This is a genomic window from Intestinimonas sp., from assembly GCF_026169115.1.
Lineage (GTDB): Bacteria > Bacillota > Clostridia > Oscillospirales > Oscillospiraceae > Intestinimonas.
Genome location: NZ_JAPFEA010000113.1, coordinates 1 through 11,961 on the forward strand (window position 1 = coordinate 1; position 11,961 = coordinate 11,961).

The 11,961-nt window shown below is 62.0% G+C and carries 11 protein-coding genes, 1 pseudogene and 1 riboswitch; of the genes and pseudogenes, 5 read left to right on the forward strand and 7 right to left on the reverse strand.

Features of this window, described 5'->3' with window-relative positions; translation table 11 throughout:
- A pseudogene (locus Q0Y09_RS09815) lies at positions 1-374 on the forward strand (hypothetical protein); the annotation flags it as partial.
- Positions 375-576: 202 nt separating this feature from the next.
- Here the strand turns inward: Q0Y09_RS09815 and Q0Y09_RS09820 are convergent.
- A complete protein-coding gene (locus Q0Y09_RS09820) occupies positions 577-1,860 on the reverse strand; it encodes an amidohydrolase family protein (RefSeq protein WP_297720903.1) in 1,284 nt (427 codons plus the stop codon).
- Between the two features lie 194 nt (positions 1,861-2,054).
- Positions 2,055-2,152: riboswitch (purine riboswitch) on the reverse strand.
- 205 nt (positions 2,153-2,357) lie between these two features.
- Between Q0Y09_RS09820 and Q0Y09_RS09825 the strand changes: the two genes are divergently transcribed.
- The 4 genes from Q0Y09_RS09825 to xdhC are packed head-to-tail and all read left to right on the forward strand — an operon-like array spanning position 2,358 to position 6,790.
- On the forward strand, positions 2,358-3,098 hold the full coding sequence (locus Q0Y09_RS09825) for a Crp/Fnr family transcriptional regulator (protein ID WP_297720905.1): 741 nt from the start codon (positions 2,358-2,360) through the stop codon (positions 3,096-3,098).
- A gap of 3 nt (positions 3,099-3,101) precedes the next feature.
- Positions 3,102-5,411 carry a xanthine dehydrogenase subunit XdhA gene (gene xdhA, locus Q0Y09_RS09830; RefSeq protein ID WP_297720907.1) on the forward strand — a complete coding sequence of 770 codons (2,310 nt, stop codon included), beginning with the start codon at positions 3,102-3,104 and terminating at the stop codon, positions 5,409-5,411.
- Entirely contained in the window at positions 5,404-6,291 is an 888-nt protein-coding gene (xdhB, locus tag Q0Y09_RS09835) for a xanthine dehydrogenase subunit XdhB (protein ID WP_297720910.1), read from the forward strand. The genes xdhA and xdhB overlap by 8 nt, the downstream gene beginning before the upstream one ends.
- Entirely contained in the window at positions 6,284-6,790 is a 507-nt protein-coding gene (gene xdhC, locus Q0Y09_RS09840) for a xanthine dehydrogenase subunit XdhC (RefSeq protein WP_297720912.1), read from the forward strand. The genes xdhB and xdhC overlap by 8 nt, the downstream gene beginning before the upstream one ends.
- Before the next feature lie 435 nt (positions 6,791-7,225).
- Here xdhC and pgsA read toward each other — a convergent pair whose 3' ends face one another.
- The 6 genes from pgsA to Q0Y09_RS09870 all read right to left on the reverse strand — a co-directional run.
- Positions 7,226-7,753: a CDP-diacylglycerol--glycerol-3-phosphate 3-phosphatidyltransferase gene (gene pgsA, locus Q0Y09_RS09845; protein WP_297720915.1), complete on the reverse strand. Its 528-nt coding sequence runs from the start codon at positions 7,751-7,753 to the stop codon at positions 7,226-7,228.
- A gap of 4 nt (positions 7,754-7,757) precedes the next feature.
- Positions 7,758-9,077: a 30S ribosomal protein S12 methylthiotransferase RimO gene (gene rimO, locus Q0Y09_RS09850; RefSeq protein ID WP_297720917.1), complete on the reverse strand. Its 1,320-nt coding sequence runs from the start codon at positions 9,075-9,077 to the stop codon at positions 7,758-7,760.
- 26 nt (positions 9,078-9,103) lie between these two features.
- On the reverse strand, positions 9,104-9,679 hold the full coding sequence (locus tag Q0Y09_RS09855) for a nitroreductase family protein (RefSeq protein ID WP_297720920.1): 576 nt from the start codon (positions 9,677-9,679) through the stop codon (positions 9,104-9,106).
- Positions 9,676-10,305, reverse strand: a complete 630-nt coding sequence (locus Q0Y09_RS09860) for a RecX family transcriptional regulator (RefSeq protein ID WP_297720923.1) — start codon at positions 10,303-10,305, stop codon at positions 9,676-9,678. The genes Q0Y09_RS09855 and Q0Y09_RS09860 overlap by 4 nt, the downstream gene beginning before the upstream one ends.
- Entirely contained in the window at positions 10,292-11,404 is a 1,113-nt protein-coding gene (gene recA / locus Q0Y09_RS09865) for a recombinase RecA (protein ID WP_297720925.1), read from the reverse strand. The genes Q0Y09_RS09860 and recA overlap by 14 nt, the downstream gene beginning before the upstream one ends.
- Positions 11,405-11,441: 37 nt before the next feature.
- A partial coding sequence (locus tag Q0Y09_RS09870) for a peptide chain release factor N(5)-glutamine methyltransferase (RefSeq protein WP_297720928.1) occupies positions 11,442-11,961 on the reverse strand: 520 nt, incomplete at its 5' end.

Below are 11,961 nucleotides of genomic sequence, written 5' to 3' on the forward strand. Positions count from 1 at the left end.
ACATCCACAAGTATGCCCGGAGAGAGGATGTGCCGGAGCACACCCTGTTCGTCATCACCACCGACGGCATGGAAAACGCCAGCCGCCACTACTCGGCCCAGAAGGTAACGGAGATGATCCGGCGACAGAAGGAGAAATACGGCTGGGAGTTTCTCTTCCTGGGGGCCAACATCGACGCGGTGGAGACGGCGGGCCATCTGGGGATCGCCCCTGACCGGGCGGTGAACTACCACTGTGACAGCGAGGGCACTCGGCTGAACTATGCGGTGGTGGGGCAGGCTGTGGCCGCCGTTCGGAGCAGTGCCCCCTTGGACGCCCACTGGAAGGACGCCATTGAGGAGGACTTCCGCAAGCGGCAGAAGAAGCGGCGCTGATCTGCGACAGAAACAAACAAGGGACGGAGGTCACACCTCCGTCCCTTGTTCATGCAAGGTGATGGGCCGCAGCTTGTCCGGGATATTCAGTTTAGAAATATTCGCAAATCCTGATTTCAATAAACAAGAGGCAAGAAAATCCCTCTGAAATCAGGCGTTTTCTATACTATATGGCCAACGCAAAACATGTCCCCCATCAAGGTCAGAAGAGCTGCCGTCCTTGGACAAATTTGTGTCTCAGGTCACGCTCGTCGCACAGGTAGATGGATCGCTCCAGCCGGTCCATCAGACTTAGTCCTCCCGCCGGGGTATAGCGGCTATCGTCGATGACAATGGCGTCGAACTCCCAGCCGGGGGCGAAGGCGCCCACCTGGCCGAAGAAGGCCCCGCCGCCGGCCGTGCCCAGGTAGAAGGCCTCCGCTGCCGTCAGAGGGGGCAGCGAGGCGTCCACCAGCCGCCAGCGTAGCTTGGAGACCTGGATGGCATCCGCCATCGCCCGGAAGATGGAGGTATGGGTGCCGCCGGCCACATCGCTGCCCAGCCCCACGGGGATCCCCTCGTTCAGGAACCGGCGGACCGGTGCGATGCCGGAGGACAGGTTGGTATTGGAGGCAGGGCAGTGGGCCACAAAGACCTGCTGCTCCTTCATCAGGGACAGCTCATCCCCGTCGGAGTAGACACAGTGGGCCATGATGGTGGGGCAGCCTTCTCCGCCAAACAGGCCAAAGCGGTGGTAGGCGTCGCCGTAGTGCCTGGCCTGGGGGCACAGCTCCTTCACCCAGGCGATCTCCCCCTGGTTTTCCGACAGGTGGGACTGCACCGGCAGGTGAAGCCGACTCTGCAAGCGATGGAGCTCCTCCATCAGCTCATCTGTGCAGGATGGGATGAAGCGTGGAGTCAGAATGGGAGCGGTGTGCGCGTAGCGCCCCTCGATGCGGCGCAGCCAGTCGGCGGTGGCCGCCGCGCTGGCCTGGGCGTCGGTCTCCCGAAGGCTGTCCGGGCTGTTCCGGTCCATGTTGACCTTGCCCACCATGGTACACAGGCCAGCTTCCTCCAGCAGGTCCATCAGATGGATGGTGGCCTCGGTGTGAATGGTCCCAAAGATGCAGGCCCGGGTGTTGGGCCCCTGGGCCACGTCCCGGACGAAGCGCCGGTAGGCCTGGTCGGCGTAGTCCGCATCCCCATATTTGCTCTCCTCCGGGAAGGTGTGGGTATTGAGCCACTCCAAAAGCTCCAGGTCCATTCCCAGGCCCCGGAAGGCGTATTGGGGGGCATGCACATGGAGGTCCACCAGTCCGGGCACCACCAGCTGGCCCACGCAGTCGATTTGGGGCAGGTCCCGGCAGCTCTGGGGCAGGTCCCGGAACACGCCGGCGCAGCGCCCCTCCTCACAGACCAGATAGCCGTTCTCCACCGTCTCAACGGTCTGAGGCGACGTACTGTAACAGATATCTCCCTGAATCACAAACGGATGTAAAGCTGTCATAAATAACTCCTTACTTTCCCTATCAAGGTCAGCCCAGCGTCATGAAGGCGCAGCGCAGAATGAACACGATGGAGACGACGGCCGCCAGAGAGCGGACAGCGTACGCTTTTTCAAAATACGAGCGCCTGATGGAGTCTCAGACAAACAGAAGGCTGCCGCAAACAGGCCGACTATCGATTCCGGTCCCCTGCGCGCTGCGCCGGGGTGGAACTTATAGTCGACTGTTTATGGCAGTCCGTAGAAACGCCCGCCCATATCGCGGGCCTATATAAGATCAATAAATTTTTTCTATTTTTATCACGTCTGTTGTGCGTTTTTTCCATGGTAGCATCAAAGATGTTTTTTGTCAATCAATTTTTTATGATAGAGAATTTTCCAGTGGACGGCGGGCTAGGCAGGGCGAGTTCCGCCCACAGGAAAAAATTTTGAAAAGAGGTCACATGGCCTTTTCTTTGTGTGAAACTCACGATATAATAGCAACAAGGGGAGGTGTCTTTGTGGATGTTTTCAACATACTGCCGCCGCAAAAACGGGACAGGATGGAGCGCCTCTTCCAGAACTGCACAGAAGACGTCAAATACTATATGACCCTGACGGAGATCGAAGCGGATCAGACCTTTATCAAGGCCGGTACGGACTGCACCCATATTTTTATCGTCCTCTCCGGCAAGGTGACCGGGGTGGAGTGGCCGGTGGACGCCCGGGCCTACCCTTTCAAGGATTTCGGACCCGGCGATTTTTTCGGCGAGATCGAATGCTTTGCCGGACTGGAGCACTACCGCATCAGCATCGTCTCCTCCACCAGGTGCCAGGTGCTGTCTATCCCCGTCTCCTGCTATATGGACTGGATGCGGATGGATGTGGAGGCCCTCTTCCTGCGCACCCAGGAGAACATCTCCAGTCTCATCGCCCAGACGGCTGAGGCCAGGAAATATCTCTTCCTGGAGGGCAAGGACAGACTGATGACCCACCTGATCCGGAAATTTGAGCAGCGGCAGCCGCTCCCCGCCGCCCTGGAGCTGAAAAAGACCAGGAGCCAGCTGGCAGACGAGATCGGCTTTTCCATCAAAACGCTCAACCGCAGTGTCGGCAAGCTGGCAGAGTTGGGGCTGATCCAGCTCCGGCGGGGGAAGATCGTCATCAGCCGGGAGGGCTATCAGCAGATGAAGCTCTACGTGGAGCAACAGGTCAACGGACGGAATTTTACGGGATATCATTCTACGGAACAGGAGGAATGAAGCGTGTATGTAGGAAAGAAAGTAACGCGGGTGGACGCCTATGACAAGGTGATGGGCCGCACAAAGTATACCGACGATCTGTGCGACAAAGGCGCCTATGTGGCCCGTATTCTTCACGCCACCATTGCCAATGGTCTTGTCACATCCATCGATGTCTCTCAGGCGGAGCAGATCCCCGGCGTGGTCAAGGTATTTACCTGCTTCGATGTGAAGGAAAAGCACTATTTTGCCACAGCCGGACACCCATGGTCCACCGACGAGGAGCACCAGGACGTGGCTGACCGTCTTGTGCTGACTCAGCGGGTCCGCTTCTACGGCGACGACATCGCCGCCGTAGTGGCAGAGAATGAGGTGGCCGCCGACCAGGCGCTTCGGGCCATCCGTGTGGAATACGAGGAGTACCCCTTTGTCCTGGATGTCCAGGAGGCCATGAAGGAAGGGGCCCCGCAGCTCCACGAGGACTATCCCCATAACATCCTCAAGCACACCTCCATCCGCAAGGGCAGCTATGAGGAGGCCATTCAGGAGCCAGGGCTTATCAAGGTGGAGGGCTGGTACGAGACCCCGGCGGTCCAGCATTGCCACATTGAAAACTTCATCTGCTACGCCGAGATGGTCGGGGAGCGCATCAAGGTGGTGACCTCCACCCAGATCCCCCATATCGTGCGCCGGGTGGTGGGCCAGGCCCTGGGCCTGCCCTGGGGCAGCATCCAGGTAATCAAGCCCTACATCGGCGGCGGCTTCGGAAACAAGCAGGATGTGCTCTATGAGCCGCTCTGCGCCTGGCTGTGCGTGCAGCTGGGGGGCCACCTGGTCAAGCTGGATATTCCCCGGGAGGACACCTTTGTCTCCACTCGAGTGCGCCACGCCATCCGCAACCATATCGTCTCCTGGGTCCGCCCCGACGGCACCTTTGCCGCCCGGAAGCTGGAGTCCTTCTCCGACCAGGGGGCCTATGCCTCCCACGGGCACAGCATCGTGGCCAAGGGCATGGGGGCCTTCCCCCAGCTCTACCCCTGCGACAATGTGGAGTGTGATGCCTATACCGTATTCACCAACAAGTCGGTGGCCGGCGCTATGCGGGGCTATGGCATCCCCCAGGCCATGTGGGCGGTGGAGTGCCACACCGAGGAGGTGGCCGCCCGGCTGGGTATGGATCCCATCGAATTCCGGCGGAAGAACCTGATGCCGGTAGGCTACGTGGACCCTTTCTCCAAAAATGAGCTCTACTCGGACACCTTCAACCAGTGCATCGACAAGGGCATAGAGGCCACCGACTACCTGCGCAAATACGAAGCCTACCAGCACCAGACCGGGGACGTCCGCCGGGGCATCGGCATGGCAGTGTTCTGGTACAACACCGCCGTGTGGCCCATTTCGCTGGAGACCTCCTCCTGCCGGATGGTGCTCAATCAGGACGGCTCCATCCAGGTCCAGCTGGGCGAGACCGAGATCGGTCAGGGCGCTGACACCGCTTACGCCCAGATGGCCGCCGATGTGGTGGGCATCCCTATGGACATGGTCCATGTGGTCTCCTGCCAGGATACCGACGTCACCCCCTTTGGCACCGGCGCCTACGCCTCCCGGCAGACCTACACCGCCGGCTTCTCCATCCGGCAGACCGGCCAGCTGCTGAAGGAGCGCATTTTGTCCTATGCCCAGGAGCTGACCCGGATGCCGCCCTACAATCTGGACCTCGTGGAGGGGAAGATCGTCCGTATCACCGACGGGCGGGAGCTGATGACCCTAGGCGAGCTGGCCACACAGGCCCTTTACAGCCTGACCCACAGCCAGCACATCACTGCCGAGAGCACCGCCCAGATCAAGTCCAACGCCTACTCCTTCGGCTGCACCTTTGCCGAGGTGGAGGTGGATATCCCCATGTGCAAGGTGAAGCTGCTGGACGTCGTCAACGTCCACGACGCCGGCTCCATCATCAACCCCGCGCTGGCAGAGGCCCAGGTCCATGGCGGCATGAGCATGGGCATCGGCTTCGGCCTTTCGGAGAAGATGCTCTTTGACCCCAAGAGCGGCCGGGTATTGAACAACAATCTGCTGGACTACAAACTGTCCACCTTCATGGACCATCCCCGCCTGCGGGCCTTCTTTGTGGAGAATCCGGAGCCCACCAGCGCCTTCGGCACCAAGGCGCTGGGCGAGCCGCCCACCTGCTCGGTGGCGCCTGCCATCCGCAATGCGGTCTATCAGGCCACCGGCGTATTCGTCAACGAAGCGCCGGTCAACCCACACAACCTTTTCCGCCGTTTTACGGAGGAGGGACTGATCGAAAAGGAGGCCCCCGGCCATGTATGATATCAAGGCGCTTTATGAAGCGGAAAGCGTTCCCCACGCGATCCAGCTGCTGCTGGAACACCCGGAGGCCCAGATCATCGCCGGCGGCAGCGATGTGCTGGTACAGATCCGTGAGGGCAAGCGGGCCGGCAAGGAGCTGGTCAGCATCTATGGCCTGGACGAACTCCGGGGCGTCACACTGGAGGAGGACGGCACACTCCGCATCGGCTCCCTCACCAGCTTCTCCCACATCACCCGGGACCCCCTCATCCAGCGGTACATCAACGTGCTGGGCCAGGCGGTGGACCAGGTGGGCGGCCCCCAGATCCGCAACATCGGTACCATCGGCGGCAACACCTGCAACGGCGTTACCTCTGCCGACTCGGCCTCCACCCTTTTCGCCTGGGACGCTGTCATTGAGCTCACCGGTCCGGACGGGGTCCGGCGGGTGCCCATCGAAGCCTTCTATATCAAGGCCGGCCAGGTGGATCTGCGCCCCGGTGAGCTCCAGACCGGCATCCTGATCCCCAAGGCGGCCTACGAGGGCTACCAGGGCCACTACATCAAGTATGCCATGCGCAACGCTATGGACATCGCCACCACCGGCTGCTCGGTCAATGTGAGGCTGTCGGCAGACCGGCAGACCATGGAGGATGTCCGCATCGCCTATGGCGTAGCCGGCCCCATCCCCATGCGGGCCCGCACCGCAGAGGGGGCCGCCAAGGGGCAGCCCACCACGAGGCAAGCCGTCAGGTCCTTCGCCCGGACGGTGCTGGAGGACGTCAATCCGAGAGACAGCTGGCGGGCGGCCAAGGACTTCCGGCAGCACCTGGCGGTAACGCTGGCCGAGCGGGCGCTCACCGAGTCCATTCTTCTTGCAGGAGGTGTGATCCATGAGTAAGCAATACAAGCTGGTCCGCTGCACCATCAACGGCAAGCAGGTGGAAAAAATGATCGACGTGCGGGCCTCTCTGACCGATATGCTGCGGGATGACTACCGCCTGACCAGCATCAAAAAGGGCTGCGAGGTTGGGGAGTGCGGCGCGTGCAACGTGCTGGTGAACGGGGAGTGCTTCAACTCCTGCATCTACCTGGCAGTGTGGGCCGACGGTAAGGAGATCCTCACCCTGGAGGGGCTGGCCGGCCCCAACGGCGAGATCTCCGACATCCAGCAGGCTTTCATCGACGAGGCCGCCGTCCAATGCGGCTTCTGCACCCCCGGCTTCATCATGAGCGCCACCGAGATCCTGGCGTCCGGCCGGGAGTACTCCGACGACGAGATCCGCAAGCAGATGTCCGGCCACCTGTGCCGCTGCACCGGATATGAGAATATCTTCCGGGCAGTAAAAAAGACCATGCTGCGCCGTCTGGGCAAAAACGCGGAGGCAGACGCCGTGTGAGGAGTTGGAAGAAATAAATAAAGAGATAAGAAAAATCTTTTTGTGCAATTTCTGATTATTTTTAGCTATATTCTCGCGATTTTGTTTCCTTTCAAGCCATCTTTGACTGCATAATTTCCAAGTGCTCCGGTGCCGTCTGTGGCTGTTTATGTGGTCAACAAATGGGGGGCCGTTGGTGAGTTCCAACGGCCCCCATTGCTGTTCTTTATGGCTTACAGGGATCATGAAAGATATTTCCATCATCGATCCACCGCAAGGCGTGCTATGTTGAAACAAAGAGCAAGGGAATTCAATCATAACCTGACGGAATGCGCGCCAATAGGCCCACCCGGCATAACCAGAAGGCGAAATACAATAAATCACCCCACTTATTAGACAGAATATCATACTGTCTAATAAGTGGGGTGCTGTTCAAGGCTGCCGGGGACCGTTTTTTCACTTCTTCCAGTTGAGGACGTCCCGGTTTTTGACAAAGTACTCCACGCCGGAGTAGAGGGTGGTGGCCACGATGACGACCACGCACACGGTGTTGAGCCAGGCGGGAATGCTCAGCAGCATGATGCAGATACACACCATGGTGGAGGCGGTCTTCACTTTGCCGGACCAGCCGGCAGCGATGACCCGGCCGTTGTCTACGGCCACCAGCCGCAGGCCGGTGACGGCGAACTCCCGGGCTACGACGATGAGGACGGCCCAGGCGGGCATCTGGCCGCTCTCGATAAACCACAGCATGGCGGAGACCACCAGCAGCTTGTCGGCCAGGGGGTCCATGAACTTGCCGAAGTCGGTGATCTGGTCATAGTGGCGGGCCACATAGCCGTCGATAAAGTCGGTGATGCTGGCCAGGATGAAGATGGCCAGGGCGATGTAGTGGTTGTAGGGCGGGATGACCAGGTAGAGGACCGCCAGGAAAATGGGGATCATGACCACCCGGGTCATGGTGAGCTTGTTGGCTGTATTCATCGTCTCACTCCTCGATCTCGCCGGTCAGGTCGCCGTCGGACACGCCGGTGATGCGTACATTGACAAAGGTTCCGGCGGGCACGGTACCGGCGGCGGTAAAGTAGACATGGCCGTCGATGTCCGGGGAGTCGGCATAGGTCCGGCCCGCCCAGCAGCCCATTTCGGCGTCAAAGCCCTCGCAGAGGACCTCCATGACGGTGCCCAGCCGGTCCTCGTTCCAACGGTCCATGACCCGGGACTGGAGGTCCACCAGCAGCTCGGCCCGGTGCTGGGCCACGTCGGCGGGGACCTGGTCGGCCATTCCGGCGGCGGCAGTGCCCTCCTCGCAGGAAAAGGGAAAGACCCCCGCCCGCTGGAAATCCAGCTCGGGGAGCCGCTGGCACAGCTCCTCAAATTCCGCCTCGCCCTCCCCGGGGAAGCCCACGATAATGGAAGTGCGCAGCACCGCCTCGGGCATTTTGGCCCGGATGCGGCCCACCACGTCCCGGATGAGGGCGCTGTCCCCCCGGCGGTTCATGGATCTGAGGACTTTGTCGCTCATGTGCTGGATGGGGATGTCCAGGTACTTGACGATCTTGTGCTCCCGGGCGATGACCTCGATGAGTTCGTCGTCGATCTCGTCGGGGTAGAGGTAGTGAAGCCGGACCCAGTGGAAGGGCATTTTGCAAAGCTCGGTGAGGAGTTCAGCCAGACGGCGGCGGCCGTAGAGGTCGGTGCCGTACCGGGTGATGTCCTGGGCAATGACCAGCAGCTCCTTGACGCCGCTCTCTGCCAGACCTCTGGCCTCCTCCAGCAGGGACTCGAAGGTCCGGCTGCGGTAGCGGCCCCGGAGGGAGGGGATGATACAGTAGGCGCAGCGGTTGTCGCAGCCCTCGGCGATCTTTAAGTAAGCGGTATAGGGGGGCGTGGAGACCAGCCGCTCGCCGTCCTCAATGGTGTGGTCGATGTCCCCGAAGTAGGTAGGGGTGTCTCCCTCCATCACGGACTCAACGGCGGGGACGATGTCGGTGTAGCTGCCGGTGCCCAGGATACCGTCCACCTCGGGCAGCTCCTCCAGGATCTCATCCTGGTAACGCTGGGTGAGACAGCCGGCCACCAGCAGCTTTTTCAGCTTTCCGGCGCTTTTCAGCGGGGCGATGGACAAAATGGTGTCGATGGCCTCGCTCTTGGCGGAGTCGATGAAGCCGCAGGTGTTGACCACCGCCACGTCAGCCCCCTCGGGCTCCCCGGTGACGGTATAGCCCGCCGCCCGGCACAGGGCCATCATCTGTTCGGTGTTCACCAGATTCTTGGCGCAGCCCAGGGATACGAATGCAACTTTCAAATGGATGCTCTCCTTCTTTGTTCAAATCAGAGGAACACGCAGCGCCCTTCCCGTCGGGGCGGCATTTTGGGGGCCTGGTCGGGCCAGCCCAGGGAGATGGCGGCCACGAACTCCCCCTTTTCCGGGGCATACCTGGCCTGGAGCTCGGGGCCGAAGCCCATGCGCTGGGCAGCCGACATCCAGCAGGAGCCGATGCCCTTGTCCCAGGCGGCCAGCATCAGGTTCTCAATGGCGGCGGAGACGCTCTGCATGGCGCCGTCCCGGTCAGGATAGTCGTCCTTGAGGAAGAAGGCCAGAACCACCACCGGCGCGCCGCCCAGGCTCACCAGGAAGCTCTCGGTCTCCTGGATCGTCTCCGGGTGCTTCTTGAACCGGTCCTCCAGCACCGGGCGGAAGGCGGTCATGACCCGGCGCATCACCTCCCGGAACTCCTCCATCTTCTCCGGGGTCTGGATGACCACAAAGTGCCAATGCTGCATGTTGATGGCCGACGGGGCGCAACAGGCCGCCGCCAGGATCTCCTCCAGGGTCTCGCGGGGGATGGGCTCGCGCTTGTATTTGCGGATGCTTCGGCGGGTGAGCAGACATTCCATGGCGTTCATGGTTCATCCTCCTCCAGTGATGCGTCGTAGCGGCGCAAGGCCGCGCTGATATCGGACCAGTGGTAGCCCCTGCGGGCCAGGGCGTCAGAGACTCGTTTGAGCTCCTTTCGGTCGGTGAGGCTCCCGTGCAGCTTCTGCCGCAGAAAGGCGTCGATGGCCTCCGCCGGATCGTCCAGCTCCTCCAGGACCTCATCCCAGTACTCCCTGGGCACGCCACGGCGGCGCAGCTCCTCCCGGAGCCGGTAAGGGCCGTAGCCCTTGGCGGAATAGTGGCGCACCAGGGTCTCGGCGTAGGTTCGGTCGTCGAGGAAGCCCAGCCCCTCCAGCTCGTCGGCCACGGCCCCGGCCTCCTCCTCAGTGGCGTCGGCCCGCTCCATCAGCCGTCCGATAAGCTCCTTGCGGGAGAGCGGACGGGCGGTGAGCAGATTCAGCGCCCGGTCTTTCAGTCCGCTCTCCCGGGCCGCGTGCTCCAGGGCGGTCTTCTCCTCCTCCGTGAGCTCCTTTCCGGCGTACAGAGCAAAGGCCACCACCTCCCGCTCGCCCACCCGGAGGAGCTCGCCCCCCTCCAGCTGGACCAGGATACGGCCCTTCTTGTGCTTGGAGGCGGACAGCTTACTGATCCGCATCCTCAAAATCCTCGGCGGACACGTCCACCGCCTTACCGGCGGCCTTGGCCGCCGCCTTGGCCTGGGTGGGCAGCAGCTTGTAAGAGTTGGCCCGGATGTCGGCCTCCAGCTGCTCGGCCACCTCGGGGTTATCCAGCAGATACTGCTTGGCGGCCTCCTTACCCTGGCCCATGCGGGTCTCCCCCATGGCGAACCAGGAGCCCGACTTCTGCACCAGGTCCAGCTGGACGCCCAGGTCGATGAGCTCGCCCGTCTTGGCGATGCCCTGGCCGAACATGATATCGAACTCGGCCTGCCGGAAGGGGGGGGCCACCTTGTTTTTGACCACCTTCACCCGGACGTGGTTGCCGATCATCTCAGAGCCGGTCTTCAAGGTCTCCACCTTGCGTACATCCATGCGGACGGAGGCGGAGAATTTCAGGGCCCGGCCGCCGGTGGTGACCTCCGGGTTGCCGTACATGACGCCCACCTTCTCACGCAGCTGGTTGATGAAGATGACGATGCAGTTGGTCTTGGCGATGGAGCCGGCCAGCTTCCGCAGGGCCTGGCTCATGAGGCGGGCCAGCAGGCCCACATGGGAGTCGCCCATGTCGCCCTCGATCTCGGCCTTGGGGGTGAGGGCGGCCACCGAGTCCACCACCACCACGTCGATGGCGCCGGAGCGGACCAGGGCCTCGCAGATCTCCAGACCCTGCTCGCCGGTGTCGGGCTGGGAGATGAGCATGGAGTCGATGTCCACACCCAGGGCCTGGGCATAGGAGGGGTCCAGAGCGTGCTCGGCGTCGATGAAGGCCACCTCTCCCCCCCGCTTCTGGGCTTCGGCCACAATGTGGAGTGCCAGGGTGGTCTTACCGGAGGACTCGGGGCCGTAGATCTCCACGATGCGCCCCTTGGGAACACCGCCGATGCCCAGGGCCAGGTCCAGGGACAGGGACCCCGTTGGGATGGCCTCCACCACCACGCCGGTGTTCTCGCCCAGACGCATGATGGAGCCCTTGCCGTAGGTCCGCTCGATCTGGGCCATGCAGGTCTCCAGAGCCTTTTTCTTATCACTGGCGGGGGCAGGGGTCTCCACCAGGTTTTTCTTTTTATCTGCCAAATGACTCACTCCGTTCTCAGTACCGGCAGAGCCGGCGTCAATGGTTTGCGGTCCCCTCCACCACACGCCAGATGCCCTGGGTGTCCTGGTGGGTGACGATGTTCTCAAAGCCATTTTCGGCCATGATCTTCTCCACATCGGATGCCTGTCCGATCCCCACCTCAAAGATCAGACTGCCGCCCAGCCGCAGAGCGGTGCCCCAATGCCGGGCGATGGCCCGGTAGAAGTCCAGCCCGTCCAGGCCGCCGTCCAGGGCGCCCCAGGGCTCATAGTCCCGCACCGAGACGTCCAGGTCGGGCAGGTCCTTATGGGGGATGTAGGGTGGATTGCAAGCGATGACGTCAAAGTCCCACAGGCTGGCCGCCGGGGCCTGGGTGGCGTCGGCCCGGACGCAGGTCACCCTGGCATTGAGGTTGTTGCGGCGGACGTTCTGTTTACAGATGCGCAGGGCCCCCTCGGAGAGGTCGGCCAACACCACCCGGCAGTTGGGGGCATGGGCCGCCACCGCCAGCCCCACGCAGCCGCTGCCGGCGCACAGGTCCAGCACCCGGGCGCCC

Bases quoted from the DNA above. Each gene is read 5' to 3' on its own strand.
- Q0Y09_RS09860 (WP_297720923.1), bottom strand. From the start codon at position 10,305: ATGCGGATCAGTAAGCTGTCCGCCTCCAAGCACAAGAAGGGCCGTATC.
- Q0Y09_RS09855 (WP_297720920.1), bottom strand. From the start codon at position 9,679: ATGAACGCCATGGAATGTCTGCTCACCCGCCGAAGCATCCGCAAATAC.
- Q0Y09_RS09820 (WP_297720903.1), bottom strand. From the start codon at position 1,860: ATGACAGCTTTACATCCGTTTGTGATTCAGGGAGATATCTGTTACAGT.
- pgsA (WP_297720915.1), bottom strand. From the start codon at position 7,753: ATGAATACAGCCAACAAGCTCACCATGACCCGGGTGGTCATGATCCCC.
- xdhB (WP_297720910.1), top strand. From the start codon at position 5,404: ATGTATGATATCAAGGCGCTTTATGAAGCGGAAAGCGTTCCCCACGCG.
- xdhC (WP_297720912.1), top strand. From the start codon at position 6,284: ATGAGTAAGCAATACAAGCTGGTCCGCTGCACCATCAACGGCAAGCAG.